A 16,343-nucleotide genomic window follows, 5' to 3' on the forward strand; every position below is an offset into this window, starting at 1 on the left:
AGAGATGCCATGGCAGCGTCCGATCCCCCCGCGCAACGCCCCGCACCACCCTCCGCGCCCGCGCCCGCGCCGCCGCGTGCCGAAGCGTCCCGGAGACCCTGGTACCGGCAGCTCTACGTCTGGGTCCTGACCGCCATCGTGACGGGCATCCTCACCGGGTGGCTGTGGCCAGCGACGGGCTCGGCGCTGGAGCCGGTCGGCACGACCTTCGTCTCCGCGATCAAGATGCTGATCGCGCCGATCGTCTTCCTGACGATCGTGGGCGGGATCGGCAGCGTCGACAGTCTCGGCCGGGTCGGCCGCGTCGGCCTGAAGTCCCTGCTCTACTTCCAGGCCGGCACGCTGGCCGCCCTGCTCGTCGGGCTGGTCGCCGTCAACGTCTTCCAGCCCGGCGCCGGTGTCCACGCGGACCCCGGCACGCTCCGCCTCACCGGAGACGCCGGCCAGTACGTCAAGGAGGGCGAGGCGCAGGGCTGGTGGCACTTCCTCACCGACCTGGTGCCCACCAGCGTGGTCGGGGCGTTCGCCGAGGGCGACATCCTCCAAGTCATCTTCTTCTCCGTGCTCTTCGGGGTCGCGCTCAAGGCCGTCGGCCCGGTCGGTGAGCCCGTCGTCGACGGCATCCACCGCCTCAGCGCCGTCGTCTTCAAGATCCTTCAGTACGTGATGCTGGCCGCGCCCGTCGGTGCGTTCGGGGCCATGGCGTACACCATCGGCACGTACGGGATCTCGACGCTCACCAGCCTCGGACAACTCATCGGGCTCTTCTACGGAACGTCCGCGTTCTTCGTGGTCGTCGTCCTCGGTGCGATCACCGCCGCGATCAGGATCAACATCTTCCGCCTCCTCGCCTACCTGCGCGAGGAGTTCGTCCTGGTCCTCGGCACCTCGTCGTCCGAGAGCGCCCTGCCCCGGCTGATGGAGAAGCTCGAACGGCTCGGCATCCGCCGGGACATCGTCGGCCTCACCGTCCCCACCGGCTACTCCTTCAACCTCGACGGCAGCTCCATCTACCTCTCCCTGGCGGCCATCTACATCGCCCAGGCCACGGACACCCCACTGAGCATCGGCCAGCAGCTCGGCCTCCTCGCGATCATGCTGCTCACGTCCAAGGGTTCGGGCGGCGTCACGGGAGCGGGCTTCATCGCGCTCGCCGCCACGCTGTCCAGCGTCGGCACGGTGCCCGCCGCCGGGATCATGCTCATCTTCGGCATCGACAAATTCATGTCGGAGTGCCGCGCCCTGACCAACCTCGCGGGCAACAGCGTCGCCACGCTGGTGGTCGCGCGATGGGAGAACGCGCTGGACACGGCGCGCGTCAACGAGGTGCTGCGCACCGGCAGTTCAGGTCGTCAACCCGTCCGGGAACGGGGACGGAGCTCGGATCAGGAGGAGGGAGAAGACTCATCCGATCTGGCGAGGGTCACGCGCTAGAGGGCGTCGTCGCCAGGCTCGAACTGGTGCCGTCCAGCTCACGTACCCAGCACACCGGGAACGTCTGCGGGACCCAGCCGGGCGATGAGCAGGTGCAGGTCCGCTGGGGCAGCGGCCAGGCGGACCCGGGTGTTCTCGTCCTGGGTGTCCTGGAGGTCCGCGACGTACCAGGTCGATGAGACCTCCTCCGTCGGAAGCGGGCGGCGCATGCCTTGTACGCGTAGCCGCTCCAGCGGGATGGCGTGGGCGCCGAAGCGGCCCGGGCCCGCGTGCGGGACCACGGCCATCGGGCCGGCGCCGAGCACGACGTGGGTGCCGAGGAGGTTGGGGTTGTAGGGCGTGCTGTCCAGGAAGCGGGCCTTGATGAAGACGTCCTCGCCCGCTGGGACGGGGCGGGGGCGGGAGGGCAGGCGTCGGCCCGTGGCCCACCAGGCCACCCCTGTGAGTGCCAAGGTTCCCGCAGCGCAGCATGCCGCCGCCGGGAGTGCGATCGCGTCGGCGGGGCGGACCGCGGCCAGCGTCACGGACCACACCCACGTGAAGCCGAGAGGCAGGAGGAAGGGCAGGCCGGTGGGGGTCAACGAGGCGTCCGGGCCGACCGGTTGGCCGTGCTTCCGGCGCCGGGCGAGCGAGATGAGCGTGGCGCCCGCGAGCGCGGGGAGCACGAGGGTGACCACGACCGACAGGGCCTTGGGCTCGGGCATGCCTTCGTTGTTGGTGTAGCCGGGGCCCGAGACGGACATCAGTTGGCCGCGCCACCAGGTCAGCGTGACGCGGTCGCCGGGCGCCGCGGGCGAGGCCGTGTCGTACTCCACCTCCAGGTGGTGCACCGGGATGTCGTCGACGAACTCCAGCCAGTTGTCGCTGCTGCCCCGCTTCAGTTCGGAGTGCTTGCGCGCGATCACTCCCGTCGCGACGGTCTTGCAGTCCCGGCCCACGTCATCGGGACCGGGCATCTCGGGGCACAACTGCGCCTGCCGCCAGGTGCGTTCGGCGCGCTCCTCGAAGGGCACGCCGTAGACCGCCACGTACGCCGACGGCACGATCGCCACTGTCGCGAGCAGCAGCGGCACCAGCCGTGTGTGCACGAGGCGGGTGCGGGCGGACTCCTCCGGGCGGGCGCCGAAGTGCGGGAGGGCCGGGTCGGGTGTGCTCGGCGCGTGGCGCGCGTGCAGCGCCTGCAGGCGCGCCTCGTCCCGCTCGAAGGCGGCGGAGCGGGTGCTGTCGATGGGCAGCGGCAGGGGCACCAGCCGGCCGTCGGTCAGTTCCGCCGCCATACGGATGCTGCTGCCCCTGCTGTAGCGGCGCTCGACGGCCCCGAAGCGCACGATCCGGTCCCAGCCCAGTCGGCGCCAGCGCCACAGAGTGCGCATCCGCAGCCCGTCCGGCCCGACGTACATCCTGCGCCGCAGGTACGTGGCGCACACCACGCCGATCAGCAGGAAGGAGAACGCCAGCGTCGCCCACACCACCTCCGGTCCCCAGCCGGTGACCAGTGGCAAGAGGGACAGGGGCGCCGCCGCCGTCCCGCCCAGTGCGAAGCCCCGCACAGCGCCCCGCCCCGGTAGCTCGAACACCGTGTCCTCCCCGGGCGGGGGAAGTATCGGACCAGGGCTGTCCGGTCTGGGAGGGGGCGTCTCGGTCATGGGCTGGCTCGCTTCTTGTGATGTGGTGCCGCTCAGGGTAAGCCGCACCCATCTGCAAGGTCGACGAAAGCGTTCGTAGGGCCCGATGACCGCCCCTCCCCACGTTGTCGCCCGCGACGAAGCTGTGGCCTTCCCGCTTCCCCTACCTTCCGGATCACCGGTTCGAGGAATCGGCAACCGAAAGGGGAAGCACATGGCAGTGCGCACAGCACGGGTCGGCGCGGTGGGGCTGGTGGCAGCGGCGGCCCTGACCGCCGCTTCGTTCACGTCGCCCGCGGCGGCCGGCAGCGGCGTCGGGCACACGCAGACCCAGCAGGCCATGGACGCCGCGGTGAAGGCGGGGGTGCCCGGGGTCGCCGGGCAGGTCAAGGAGGGCGCCTCGGTCTGGCCGGGCAGTTCGGGGGTCGGGAACCTCAAGACCGGCCAGCCGCGCTCCGCGTTCGACCGCTACCGGATCGGCAGCATGACCAAGACCTTCGTCTCGACGGTCCTGCTCCAGCTGGAGGCGGAGGGCAAGCTCGACCTCGACGACACCGTCGAGAAGTGGCTGCCGGGCGTGGTGCGGGGCAATGGCAACGACGGCAGCCGGATCAGCGTGCGGCAGCTGCTCAACCACACCAGCGGGATCTTCAACTACGTCACCGATCCGGAGTTCCTGGAGAACGGCTTCACCAAGAAGTTCCTGGAGCACCGCTACGACACCTACACCCCCGCACAGTTGGTCGGCATCGCCATGCGGCACCAGCCGTCCTTCGAGCCGGGCTCCAACTGGAGCTATTCCAATACCAATTACGCCCTGGCCGGAATGGTCATCGAGAAGGTGACGGGCACGTCGTACGAGCACGAGGTCCAGCAGCGCGTCGTGAAGCCCCTCGGCCTGACCGCCACCTCGGTCCCCCGCACCGCCTCCGCGATGCCGCAGCCGAGTGCCCGCGCGTACTCGAAGCTGTCCCTGCAGCCGCAGCCGGCGGACCCGACGTACGACGTCACCGAGCTCAATCCGTCGGCGGCCGGCCCGGCGGGCGCGATGATCTCCGATTCCGGTGATCTGAACCGCTTCTACGCGGCCCTCCTGGGCGGCAAGCTGCTGCCCGCGGAGCAGCTCAAGGAGATGAAGACCACCGTGCCGGTCAGCGGTGCGCCGTTCTCGGGCTACGGGCTCGGGCTGATGGAGTTCGACCTGTCCTGCGGTACGTCGGTGTGGGGGCACGGCGGCAACATCCAGGGGTCGGCGTCCCAGGCCGTGACCACGCCGGACGGCAAGCACGGCCTCGCCTTCAACTTCAACGGCGACTGGGCGGGCGACACACAGTCGGTGATCGAGGCCGAGTACTGCCCGAAGTAGGCGGCCCCAGCCGCAGCTGCAGCATCAGCGCGAAGCGCACATCGGGGTCGGCGAGGTCGGCCTCGGCGACCTCGGTGGCGCGGCGCAGGCGGTAGCGGAAGGTGTTCTGGTGGACGTACATCGTCTCGGCGGCGGCCGGGACGTCGCCGAAGGCGTTGAGCCAGGCCCGGAGGGTGTCGACCAGTTGGGCGTCGTGGTCGCGGTCGTAGGCGAGGAGCCGGGCCAGGGGGCCGGTGGGCGGGTCGCCGCGTTCGGCGGCGAGGTCGGCGAGGTCCAGGAGGAGCGCCTCGACGTGGACGTCCGTGATGCGGGCGAGGCGGCGGCTGCCGCTGTTGCTGCGCAGGACGCGCAGGGCGCGGTCGGCTCCTTCGCGGGAGCGGGCCAGTGCCCCGGCGTCGTGGGCGGTGGGGCCGATGCCGATGAGCGGGGTCAGGCGGTCGCCGATGCGAGTGAGGAAGTCGGTGCCGGTGCGGGCCGCCCGGTCCTCAGCGTCCGGCTGGTGGTGGGGCACGGGGAGGATGCCGTACGCGACGTCGCCGATGAGGGCGGTGGCGGCGCGGGCGTGGATGGCGGAGAGGTGCATGGCGAAGGCGTCGGCCAGGCGCTGGCGTTCGGCGGTGTGCTGGGCGTGCAGGTCGGGCGAGCCGGTCAGTTCGGGCGGGTCCGGGACGGCCAGGGCGAGGACGACGCCCGCGTAGTCGGTCAGGCCGAGGCGGCTGAGCGCCTCGGTCGCGCCGGGTCCGCCTTCCAGGGCGGTGGCGACCAGGTCGGCCCGGAGCCGGCGCTCCACGTCGGCACCGGCACGCAGCCGCAGCAGGTGCAGGGCCACCAGGTTGGCGGCGTCGTGCAGCGCCCGGCCGCGCTGCGGGGTGAGCGGAGTGCGGACGGCGGCCCAGATCGAGCCGAGCACCTCGTCGCCCGCGCGCACGGCGATGGCGGCGCGCGGGACGTGGAACTCGTCGGTCTTCGGCGGGGCGACGTGGACCGGCTGGTCGCTGCGGTAGAGGGAGCGGAAGATGCCGCTGTCCTCCAGGAAGCGGGTGAAGCGCTCGGGCACCTGGCGGCCCAGGACGGTCTCCACGCGGGACGGGTCGGCCTCGTCCTGGCGGCCCGAGAAGGCAAGCACGCGGGAGCTGCGGTCCTCGATGGTGACGGGGGCGTCGATGAGTGCGGCCACCGCGTTGGCCAGCGCGAACAGGTCGCCGGACGGGGTGCCGCCGAGCGTCTGCGGACCTGCCTCGCCGACGTCGCCGTCCGCCAGCAACGAGCGTAGCAGGGCGGTGAGTTGGGCCCAGGAGGCGCCGCGGGTCAGGGCGAGCAGGGCGACGCCGGAGCGTTCGGCGGCCGCCGTCACCGTCGCGTCGGCGGGTGCCGGGGCGCGGACCACCAGCGCCGCCGCGCCGGTGTCGCCCAGGGCGTCGAGCAGCCGGGCGGTCTCGTCCGGCCCCTCGACGCCGATGCCGAGCACCAGCGCCTGCCGGGGCAGCACCGGTTCGTCCAGCGGATCGTGGATGACCACCCCGCCGATGGCGTCCGCCGTGTCCGGGTCGCCGCACACGAGGTCGAGCAGGGTGGTGCCGAGGTCCTCCAGGACCCGTCTGAGGCCGGCCCGCGGCTCTCTGCTGTTCACGGTGTCCGTACTCCCCGCCCCCCAGGCCGAGTTCACGGCCGCTCTTCGTCGGTGTCGACGGGATTGTGCGGTGCTGTGGTCGGTTGCGACAAGGGATCGGCCGCAGGAGCCGCAGCAACCGCAGGAGCCGCTGGAGCCGCAACGGTCACAGACGGACGGGCGAGCAGGTACCAGCCGGCGCGGTCGAAGCCCGCGACCTGCCAGCCGTCGGCGAGGAGCCCGCCGAGGGTCTCGCGCACGGCGGCGCGCCAGTCGGCCGCGGACGGCGGGTCCGTGCGGCGCAGTTGCTCGATGTCGTCGGGCACGGCGACCAGGCACCGCGACCCCGACCCGGTGACGGGGTGCGCGTGCGGGCGGCCGCCGGGGGTGGTGCCGAGGGCGATCGCGGTGCCGCGTGCCCGTTCTCCCGTGGCGTCGGCGGGCCGGGGACGGCCGTGGCATGCCGCGGCCACCTCGGGCGCGGCCAACGGCCATTCCACCAGCAGGCGGTCGGTGTCGTCGGCGCCGTTGATGCCGTCGTCCATGCGGCCGTAGAAGTTGGGCAGGTACTGGGCGGGCCGGGCGGCCAGCTTGCCGATGTTGAAGTAGGCGTTGCGCCGCACCAGCGGGTCGAAGGTCCAGGAGACCTGGGTGGCGCCGCGCTCCAGGGCCCAGGCGCGCTGGTGCGTCTTGAGGGCGAAGCCGACGCTGCGGCCGCGCATCCGGGCCGAGACGCCCGCGATGTGGCTGTGGAGAGAGCCGTCGGGCGGCGGGCCGAAGAATCCGATGCAGGCGCCGACCAGTTCACCGCTGCCGTCGGCGAGAGCCCCTCCTGTTCCACGGGCCCCTCCTGCGCCACGAGCCCCTCCTTCTGCGAGGACTCCCTCGCCCGCGAGAGCTCCCTCGCCGACAAGAGCTGCTTGGCCCGCGAGGGCTCCTCCCCCGCCCCGAGCTCCCGTGGCCGCCTCCCTGTCGAAGGCCGCCGCCACATAGCTGCCCGCCTTGTCCATGGCGCGCAGCAGTTCGGTGGTGGCCAGGCCGTTCTCGGCGCCCGGCTGCCAAATGCCGTGGAACAGACGGCAGGTCGCCTCCAGCTCCGGCAGGGCGCTGATCGGTCGCACGAGGCACCCGGCCGCGTCCGCCGCGGCCTCGGCGGCGGCCAGCGCGTCCGCCGCGATACGGTGCGCGGCTTCCGTGGCCCACCAGGTGCCCGCTGACGCGCCCGCCGACGTGCCCGCCGCCGCGCCCGTCATGGTGTGCTGCCGTCTCACGTCAGGACACCTTCGGGGTCGCGCGCACGCCGAAGTGCAGATACGGCTCGCCGGTCAGGAGCGCGTAGAAGGTCACCGGGGTCCACGCCGTGCTGCCGGGCAGCCGTACGACGAAGAGGTCACCGGTCACGGGCACCAGGTCCACCTCCTGCACCGTCTCGGGCACCAGCGCGGCGAGCGGCCCCGTCACCGTGTGCCGCAGCCGCAGCCCGTCGGCGCCCTCCAGGACCTCGAAGCGTGCACCGGCCCGCTCGTACCGGCCGAGGTGGCGACCGAGGCGGCTGCCGCCATCCAGCGCCGGGGGCTCGGCCGATGGCTGCAACGGCCGCGGCAGCGTGACCCCGGCCAGCTCCTCGAAGATCTCCCCGAACAGCTCCAGATACAGGTCGCGCGCTCCCCCGCCGTTGGTGAGGAGGGTGACGGCGAGGTCCTGTTCGGGCAGCAGCCGCAGGAAGGCGGACTGGCCGAGGGTGTTGCCGTCATGTCCGATGAGCCGGTGACCGCCGCCATCGGCCCGGTGACCGCCACCGTCGCCCCGATGGTCACCGTCATCGGCCCGGCGGCCGCCGCCGTCGAAGCGGATCCAGCCCAGCCCCCACGAGTCCCCGAGCGAGTGCACGTCCGGCAGGTCGACCTGCTTCTCGGTCATCGCGCGCGCGGCCCGCTGCGACAGGACGCGGGTGCCGTCCGCGGCGGTGCCACCGGCGAGGTGCAGGCGGGCGAAGGCCAGGACGTCGGCGGCCCTGGCGGTGATCAGCCCGGCGGGTCCGGCCGAGCGGGGCAGGCCCCAGGCCGCGACGGGCCGCGGGTCCTGGTCGCCCTGCGCGGCATGCCCCATCGCGGCGGCGAACCGCAGCGCCTCCTCCGGCAGCGTGACGGTGTGCGTCAGCCCCAGGGGTGCGCACAGCCGCTCGCGCAGGGCGCTGTCCCAACTCGTGCCGGTGAGCTTCTCGACGACCCGGCCGGCGAGGACGAAGCCCGAGTTGCAGTAGGAGAAGGTCGCGCCCATCGGGTGGATCTGTGCCGCCGCCGTGTCCAGGTGGTCGACGTAGCGCTCGAGGCAGTCGTCGCCGCGGCCGGTGTCGGTGAAGACGTCGCCGTCTATGCCGCTGGTGTGGGTGAGCAGATGCCGCATGGTCACCTGCTTGGCCACGGCCGGGTCGGACAGGCGCAGCTCCGGCAAGACGTCGGCGACGGGGGCGTCGAGGTCGAGCTTCCCCTCGTCGACGAGCTGCATGACCAGGGTGGTGGTCCACACCTTGGTGATGGAGCCGATCTGGAAGAGGGAGTCCTCGGTGACGTGCGCGCCGGTGTCCCTGTTGAGCACTCCGCAGGCGGCTGTCGCCGTGTCGTCGCCGCGGGCGATGCCCAGGACGGCGCCCGGTACCCGGTGCCGGGCGGCCAGTTCGGTCAGCCGCCGCTGCCAGTGGGCGAGGTCGAGCGGGGCGCGGGCGGGGTGTCCGGGCTCGGCGGTGTGGTGTTCGACCCAGTCGACGATGCGGTGGGCGAGGTCGCGGCGGTGGGAGGGCGGCCCGTCGAGCAGGAACAGGTGTGAGCCGCCCGGGTAGAGCACCAGGCGTGCGGGCACGCCGCGTTCGCGCAGTGCGGTGAACCACTGCTCGGCCTGGCCGGCCGGGCAGCGTTCGTCGTCGGCGCCGTGCACCACCAGCGTCGGGGTGCGGACGTCCTCCACGCGCGTGTACGGGGAGAGTTCCGCGTAGCGGTCGCGGTGCTGCCAGGGCGGGCCGCCCAGCTCGGCGGTGGCCAGCGCGTGGCCCATGTCGCTGGTGCCGCACATGCTGGTCAGGTCGCTCACCACGCCTCCGGCGACGGCCGCGGCGAAGCGGTGGTCGCGGCTGGTGAGGTAGCAGGTCAGATAGCCGCCGTAGCTGTAGCCCGCGACGGCCAACCGGCGTGGATCGGCGACCTGTTCGGCCACCAGCGCGTCCAGCGGTTGGAGGAGGTCGGGTGCGTCGGCCCGGCCCCACTTGCCGCGCGCGGCGGTGTAGAACGCCTCGCCGTAGCCGTCGCTGCCCCGAGGGTTGAGCAGCAGCACCGACCAGCCGCGGGCCGCCAGGACCTGGTGGTAGGGGTGGAAGGGGTCGGCCGCGCCGTTCCAGGCGTTGTGCGGGCCGCCGTGGATGTCGAGCAGCAGGGGAGTGGGGCCGGTGACGGCCGGGTCGCGCAGCAGCCAGCCGTGCACCGTGGTGCCGTCGGAGATCGTGAACTCCCGTTCCTGCGGCGCGAAGAGCTCCACCTCCCCCAGCCCCGCGCCGTGCCGGGTGAGCACCTGCTCGCGGCCGGTGGAGAGCTCGACGGTGGCGATCTCCCCGTACGACGTGGGGGTCGCGAGGACGACGGCGGCGGTGTCCTCGGCGGTGGCCAGGCCGGAGACGACGCGGCCCGCGCCGCCGAGCAGCACCCGGGGCGCGCCGCAGTCGGTGTTCATCGCGTACAGGTGGGTGCAGCCCCGCTCCCGTACGCAGAACAGCACCCGTCCTTCGCTCACCGTCCGGGGCGGGGCTCCCGGGTAGCCGGGGCCGCCGGGCATCACATTGCGGTCGAGTCCGGCGGTGAGGTCGACGGGCGCGCCGCCGTGCAGCGGGACGCGCAGCACGCTCGCGTGGCCGAGGGCGGTGTCCGCGCGGCCGACGACCAGCAGGGCGTCGCCGTCGGCGGTCCAGGTGGCGGTCTGCGCGATGCCCTTGCTACTGCCGACGAGGCGCGGTTCGGCGCCGGGGGTCGCGCAGTTGATGACGTACGCGGCGGAGCGCAGCGTCAGGTCCGCGTCGGCGTCGCGTGCCGCGCAGAAGGCGAGGCTGTGCCCGTCGGGCGACCAGGCCGGGCCGCCCGCGTGCCAGTCGCCGTGGGTGAGCCGGCGTACCGCACGGCTGTCGAGGTCCACGAGGTGCAGGTGCTGGCGGACCGTGCCCCACAGGCCCGGTCCGTCGGCCTTGTGGTCGATCCGGTCCGTCACGACGGGAGGCGGGGTCCGTGCGGGGACCGCCTCCGCGTGACGGCTGTCGACCGGGGCCGTGAAGGCGATCGCGATGCCGTCCGGGCTCCACACCGGTGCTCCGGCGCCCGCCGGGAGGTCGGTGAGCGGCTCGGGTTCGCCGCCCTCCGCGGGCAGCAGCCACAGCTGCGGCGGGCCGTCGCCGCCGCGCAGGAACGCGAGCCGGCGGCCGTCGGGCGACCATGCCGGTGCGGTGTCGGCGGGTCCGCGGGTGAGCCGGCGCGCCGTCCCTCCGCCGGTCGGGACCGTCCACAACTCCCGTATGTCGCGGTCACGTTGGGGGTCGGTGGTGCGCAGCACGTACACGATGCGCGTGCCGTCCGGGGACAGTGCGGGCTGCTCCGGCAGCGCGATGGCAGAGAGGTCGTCGAGGCCCAGGCGTCGCGTCACGGTGTGCGGTCTCCTCATGGACGGAGTGATGGCGAGGGCGGTACGGGGGTCGTGAAGTGGCAGGCCGCGTGGTGGGGTCGGCGCCCGGCGCCCTCGGCGGGGTCCGAGGTGCGGCACAGGTCGCGGCCGGCGTGGACGAGGGGGCCCGCGGGGCAGCGCGGGTGGTAGCGGCAGCCGGGTGGCGGGTGGTGCGGATCGGCGGGTTCGGCCGCCGCGAGGGCGGCGGGTTCCGGGGCGGGCGGTCGGTCGGCCGGTGCCGGTGAGGTGCGGCTCGGCACGGCGGCCAGCAGGTCGCGGGTGTAGGGATGGCGTGGATCGGCGAGGACCTCCTCGGTGGGACCGGCTTCGACGATCCTGCCCAGATACATCACGGCGATGTGGTCGCTGAGGTAGCGGACCACGGCCAGGTTGTGCGAGATGAACAGCATGGTCAGGTTCAGCTGCCGCTGCACGTCGCTGAGCATGTTGAGGACGGTGCCCTGGACGGAGACGTCGAGCGCGGAGGTGATCTCGTCGGCGATGACGACCTGCGGCTGCCCGGCGAGGGCCCGGGCGACGGCGACGCGCTGGCGCTGACCGCCGGAGAGCTGTCCGGGCAGCAGCACGGCCCGCTCCGGATCGAGGTTGACCTGTGCAAGGAGCCGGGCGACCTCGGCCCGGCGAACCGCCTTGCCACGCAGGCCGCGTGGGCGTGCGCGGGGCAGCGCCTCGGCGATGGAGTCCCCGATGCTCATGCGCGGGTCGAGGGAGGAGTAGGGGTCCTGGAAGACCATCTGCACGGGGCGGCGCCGCCCGCGGAGCCGGCGCACGTCGCTGCCGTCGAGCAGGATGCGGCCCGTGCTGACCGGCGCGAGTCCGACGGCGGCGCGGGCCAGCGTCGACTTGCCCGAGCCCGACTCCCCCACCAGGCCCACCACTTGACCGGACGGCACCGTCAGGCTCGCGCCGTCCACGGCGGTCAGGGCGTGGTGGCGGGCGCCGTAGCGCACGCTCACCTGATCGAAGACGAGCTCGCTCATGCCGTCCCTCCGGTCGTGCTCTTCGTCGTGCTCTTCTCGACCCGTGCGGTCTCGTCGTCCGCGACGGGGTGCCGGCAGGCGATGCGGTGTCCGATGGTGTGTGTGACCGGCTCGGGGTCCTCGCGGCGGCAGTGCTCGTCGACGTAGGGGCAGCGGGGCGCGAACGCGCACCCTTGGGGTACCTGGTCCGGTTCCGGCGGGCGGCCGGGGATCACGGCCAGCGGGCGGGTGCGGTCGGTGTCGAGGTCGGGCACGGCGGCCAGCAGGGCCCGCGTATAGGGGTGGCGTGCGGCGGTGAACAGGTCCGCGGCGGGCAGGTCTTCGACGATCCGGCCCGCGTACATGACGAGCACCCGGTCGCAGTTCTGGGCGACGACCGTGATGTCGTGGCTGATGAGCAGGACGGCGGTGCCGCGCTCGGAGCGCACCTCGGTGAGCAGGCGCAGCACTTGCCGTTGCACGGTGACGTCGAGGGCGGTGGTGGGCTCGTCGGCGATGATCAGCCGGGGGTCGCCCATCAGTCCCATGCCGATCATCGCGCGCTGGCGCATGCCGCCGGAGAACTCGTACGGGTACTGCCGCGCCCGCCGCTCCGGCGCGGGCACGCGCACGGCGCGCAGCCGGTCCACGGCACGCGCGAACGCGCCACGCCGGGACAGGTGTTGGTGCTGTTCGGCGACCTCGGCGAGCTGCCGTCCGATGGTCATGCCCGGGTGGAACGAGGACATCGGGTCCTGGAAGACCATGGCGAGCGAGGTCCCCAACAGCGGCCGTAGCACGTGCTGTTCGGTGTCGAGCAGCGGTGTGCCGCCGAACTCCAGCCGTGCGGCCGCGACCTGGGCGGGTGGCTCGATGAGCCGGGAGACGGCCATCGCGGTCACGCTCTTGCCCGAGCCCGACTCCCCCACCACGCCGACGGCCTCGCCCGGGTGGACGGTGAAGCTGACGCCGCGTACGGGGGTGGTCCATCCGGTGGGCCCGGGGAAGGCGACCCGCAGGTGCTCCACCGCGAGGACGGGCTGTCGGTCACTGTCCGGCCGGTGCGCGGCGGCGGCGTCGGGGGCGGGCCGCGGAACGGGGCGGGGGCCGACGGTGCGGTGCGACAGGGTGCGTACGCCGAGTGCGGCCGCCGCGGCTTCGCCGAAGAGGTTGAAGGCGAGGCCGGTGACGACGACCGCCACACAAGGCGCGAGCGCGGGCGCGGGGGTGAGGCTGATGCGGCCCAGGCCCTCCCCGAGCAGCCGCCCCCAGTCGTACTCCGGCGCCTGCACGCCGAGCCCGAGGAACGAGAGTCCGGCGAAGGCTAGGAGTGAACTGCCCGCGCCGATGGTGGCGTTGACGGCCAGCGGCTCGGAGATGTGGGGCACGATGTGCCGGACGAGGAGCCGGATCCGGCCGACCCCGACGGTCCGGGCCGCCGCCACGAAGTCCCGGCCCACGACCGACGCGCTCAGCGTCTGGGTGAGCCGCGCGAACGCGGGCGCCATCGCCAGGCCGATCGCCAGCACCGCGCCCGTCGCGCCCACGCCGAAGATGACCGCGAAGAAGAGGGCGAGCAGCAGGCCGGGGAAGGCGACGGCGATGTTCACCACCGAGGTCACCCACCTCCCCGCCCGGCGCGGCAGCACCGAGGGCACCGTCCCCAGCACCAGCCCCACGACCACGCCCAGCAGCGTCGCCGCCACCGCAAGGAGCAGCGAGAGGCGGGTGGCGACCAGCACGCGGTAGAGGATGTCGCGGCCCAGGTTGTCCGTGCCCAACGGGTGGGCGGAGGAAGGCCCTTGCTGGATGGCGGCCGTGTCCACCACGGAGGCCCGGTCGCCCCACAGGACCGGGGCGAGGACGGCCAGGAGGACCACCGCGAGGAGCAACAGCCCGGCGCAGGCGCCCACGGGTGTGCGGGCGACGGCCGTCCATCGGGAGCGGGGCCGGGAGCGGCGCCGGGAACGAGGCCGGGTACTCGACACGGACATCAGACCTCCCTGATCGCCGAGCGCGGGTCGAGCACCGCGAGCGCCACATCGACCAGCAGGTTCACGGCCAGCACCCCGGCCCCGTAGACGAGCACGATGCCCTGCACCAGCGGATAGTCCTTCTGCAGGATGGACTGCACGATCGTCGAGCCGAGGCCGGGCCAGGCGAACACGTTCTCCACCAGCACGGTGCCCGCGACCATGGCGGAGAGCAGCAGTCCGCCGAGCGTGAGCGTGGCGGTGAGGGCGCCCGGCAGGGCGTGCCGCAGGTACACGCGGCGCGGGGGCAGCCGCTTGGCGCGCGCGGTGCGCACGTAGTCCTGGCCCAGGACCGACAGCATCTCCACCCGCCCGATCCGGGCGAGGACCGAGGCGGGACCGATGGCCAGGGCCAGGACCGGCAGCACGTACGAGCCCGGCCCCTCCCGGCCCGCCACGGGGAACCAGCCGAGCCGCACCGCGAACACATAGGCCAGCACGACCGCGAGCAGGAACTCCGGTACGACGGCCAGGAACACACTGACCGAGGTGAAGGTGAGTTCGGCACCGCGGCGGCGCCCGCCCCGCGTCAGGGCCGCCATCACCGTGCCCAGCGGCACCGCGACGGCCAGCGCCGACAAGAAGGCGAGACCGGCCAGTTGGAGGGTGGCGGGCAGTCGCTCGCCGATCGTCTGCGCCACGGGCTGCCCGCTGATGGTGGAGCTACCCAGATCGCCGCTGAACAGCCCGCTCAGGAAGTGCAGATACTGCTGCCACAGCGGATCGTCGAGACCGAGCTCGGTGCGCCGTGCCGCGACCGTCTCCGGCGAGGCGGTCATGCCCAGGGCGGCGCGCACCGGGTCGCCGGGGATGAGGTGGATCATCAGGAACGCCGCGGTCACGAGCGCCCACAGCGACACCATGAGGCGGGCCGAGCGCCGCAGGGCGAACAGCAGCCACCGGTTGCCGCGCCACGCGGGGAGCGGCGGGGCCCCGCCGACCGTCGCAGTCGTCATCGAACCGGCCTCCTAGTTGGCGTACATGCGGATCGAGGACGGGACGATCGCGCCCTGGCTGACCTTGAAGCGGGCCGCCTTGCCGAAGACGGGCGTGAGCGAGTTGTAGTACGGCACCACGTCGACGTGCTCGACCAGTGACTCCTCGGCCTGCTGCCACTGCGCGCACCCGGCGGCCCCGACCTCGGCGGACGCCTTCTGCACGAGGCTCTGGTACGAGGCGTTGTCGACTCCGGCGAAGTTCACGCCCTTCGGCGGGGTCGGCCCGCTCATGAAGGGGACGAGCTGGGTGGGTACGGAGAGGGCGACGGGGCCCATGGAGACGTCCCAGTCGCCGGAGCCGAAGAGCGCGCTGTTGATTCCTGGGCTGTCCAGCGGCTTCAGCTTGACCTCGGCCCCGACGCTCTGCCACGCCTTCTGGATCAGCTCGGCGCCCGCGGCCATGGTGGCTCCGTGCTGGGAGCCGTACATCAGGCCGATGGTGAGCTTCTTGCCGTTCCTGGTACGGGTCCCTCCGGCGCCCGGCCGCCAACCGGCCTTGTCCAGCGCGGACTTGGCCGCCGCCAGGTCGTGTTCGGGGAGGTTTCCGGTGACGGCGTCGCCGGTGCAGGCCCGTGGTTCGTCGGTGAGCATGCCCTGGGAGGGCTTTCCGGTGCCGTTGGTGATGACCTTGCCGACGTCGGACAGGTTCAGCGCCTGGACCAGCGCCCGGCGCACCTTCTCGTCCGCGCCGGGGCGGGCCGTGGCCTGGTTGAACCACAACTCGCCCAGCGGCGCCTGCACATCGGCGTGGAACAGCTTCTGGGCGGCGAGGCGCTTCTGCTCGGGGCCGGTCATCGCCGCGGCGTTGAGCCGGCCCGACTGGAGCAGGTTGGCGGCCGTCGTCTCGTTCGGGATGATCCGGACCGTCACCTTGTCCGGCAGCCCTTTGGTGTCGCGCTTGAAGTCCCCCGGCCCCCACGCGTAGTCCTTGCGCCGGGTGAGGGTGTAGTGGTCGCCCGCCACCGACTCGGTCAGGGTGAACATGCCGGTGCCGCTCTCCTTGCCGCCCTTGGCCAGCGCCGTGCGGTCCTTCAGCCCCTGGCCGCAGGCGATCGGCACGGAACCGGCGTTGCGCAGCAGGAACGCGTCGGGGGCGCCGCTCTTGAGGGTGACGGTGCGCTGCTTGTCGTCGGCCTTCGCGGTGGTGCCCGGCTGGATCTGCACACCGGCCAGGGGCGACTTGTTCTTGGGGGCACCGATGTAGTTGATGTTCGCGGCCACCTCGCTCGCGGTCAGCGGCTTGCCGTCGGAGCAGGTGAGGCCGGGGCGCAGCGTGAAGGTGGCCTTCGCGGTCGTCGCCTGCCACTTCTGCGCGAGCCCGGCGACCGGCTCCCCCTGGTCGTCGAGGTGGATCAGCGGGTCGTACAGATAGCGGTTGATGCCGATGGCGATCGACATGACGGTCTTCGCCGGGTCGAGGGTGCCCGGGTCGGAGGCGAAGGACGTGGTGAACGTCTTGCCGTCCGCCAGGGCGCCGCCCGCTGCGGTGCCCGAACCGGCCGTCCCCCCGCACCCGGCGACCACCAGCGCGGCGACCGCGACCAGTGCCCCCACGGCTGTTGCGAGCGGTCGGCCTGGCTTCTCCCACGTGGACATGCGGATC

Annotated in this window: 10 protein-coding genes; 2 read left to right on the top strand and 8 right to left on the bottom strand. The window is 73.1% G+C overall.

Going from position 1 to position 16,343, the window contains the following annotated elements; translation table 11 throughout:
- The first annotated feature begins 9 nt into the window (after positions 1-9).
- Positions 10-1,434, top strand: a complete 1,425-nt coding sequence (gene dctA, locus ACFWYM_RS24945; protein ID WP_384841277.1) for a C4-dicarboxylate transporter DctA — start codon at positions 10-12, stop codon at positions 1,432-1,434.
- Positions 1,435-1,472: 38 nt separating this feature from the next.
- Here the strand turns inward: dctA and ACFWYM_RS24950 are convergent, their stop codons facing one another.
- Positions 1,473-3,011, bottom strand: a complete 1,539-nt coding sequence (locus tag ACFWYM_RS24950; protein WP_384841280.1) for a PH domain-containing protein — start codon at positions 3,009-3,011, stop codon at positions 1,473-1,475.
- 262 nt (positions 3,012-3,273) lie between these two features.
- Here ACFWYM_RS24950 and ACFWYM_RS24955 point away from each other — a divergent pair, with 262 nt between their 5' ends.
- Positions 3,274-4,425: a serine hydrolase domain-containing protein gene (locus ACFWYM_RS24955; protein ID WP_384841283.1), complete on the top strand. Its 1,152-nt coding sequence runs from the start codon at positions 3,274-3,276 to the stop codon at positions 4,423-4,425.
- Here the strand turns inward: ACFWYM_RS24955 and ACFWYM_RS24960 are convergent.
- The 7 genes from ACFWYM_RS24960 to ACFWYM_RS24990 are packed head-to-tail and all read right to left on the bottom strand — an operon-like array spanning position 4,364 to position 16,336.
- A complete protein-coding gene (locus tag ACFWYM_RS24960; protein ID WP_384841286.1) occupies positions 4,364-6,055 on the bottom strand; it encodes a PucR family transcriptional regulator in 1,692 nt (563 codons plus the stop codon). The genes ACFWYM_RS24955 and ACFWYM_RS24960 overlap by 62 nt on opposite strands.
- Before the next feature lie 32 nt (positions 6,056-6,087).
- Positions 6,088-7,305: a GNAT family N-acetyltransferase gene (locus ACFWYM_RS24965; RefSeq protein WP_384841289.1), complete on the bottom strand. Its 1,218-nt coding sequence runs from the start codon at positions 7,303-7,305 to the stop codon at positions 6,088-6,090.
- 1 nt (position 7,306) lies between these two features.
- Positions 7,307-10,711, bottom strand: coding sequence for a serine hydrolase (locus ACFWYM_RS24970; RefSeq protein ID WP_384841292.1), 3,405 nt, complete (start codon positions 10,709-10,711; stop codon positions 7,307-7,309).
- Positions 10,712-10,725: 14 nt separating this feature from the next.
- On the bottom strand, positions 10,726-11,730 hold the full coding sequence (locus ACFWYM_RS24975; RefSeq protein WP_384841295.1) for an ABC transporter ATP-binding protein: 1,005 nt from the start codon (positions 11,728-11,730) through the stop codon (positions 10,726-10,728).
- A complete protein-coding gene (locus tag ACFWYM_RS24980; protein ID WP_384841298.1) occupies positions 11,727-13,703 on the bottom strand; it encodes a dipeptide/oligopeptide/nickel ABC transporter permease/ATP-binding protein in 1,977 nt (658 codons plus the stop codon). The genes ACFWYM_RS24975 and ACFWYM_RS24980 overlap by 4 nt, the downstream gene beginning before the upstream one ends.
- Positions 13,703-14,698, bottom strand: coding sequence for an ABC transporter permease (locus ACFWYM_RS24985; protein WP_384841301.1), 996 nt, complete (start codon positions 14,696-14,698; stop codon positions 13,703-13,705). The genes ACFWYM_RS24980 and ACFWYM_RS24985 overlap by 1 nt, the downstream gene beginning before the upstream one ends.
- 12 nt (positions 14,699-14,710) lie before the next feature.
- A complete protein-coding gene (locus ACFWYM_RS24990) occupies positions 14,711-16,336 on the bottom strand; it encodes an ABC transporter substrate-binding protein (RefSeq protein WP_384841304.1) in 1,626 nt (541 codons plus the stop codon).
- Positions 16,337-16,343: the final 7 nt, after the last annotated feature.

The organism is Streptomyces sp. NPDC059009 (assembly GCF_042740175.1).
Taxonomy (GTDB): Bacteria; Actinomycetota; Actinomycetes; order Streptomycetales; family Streptomycetaceae; genus Streptomyces.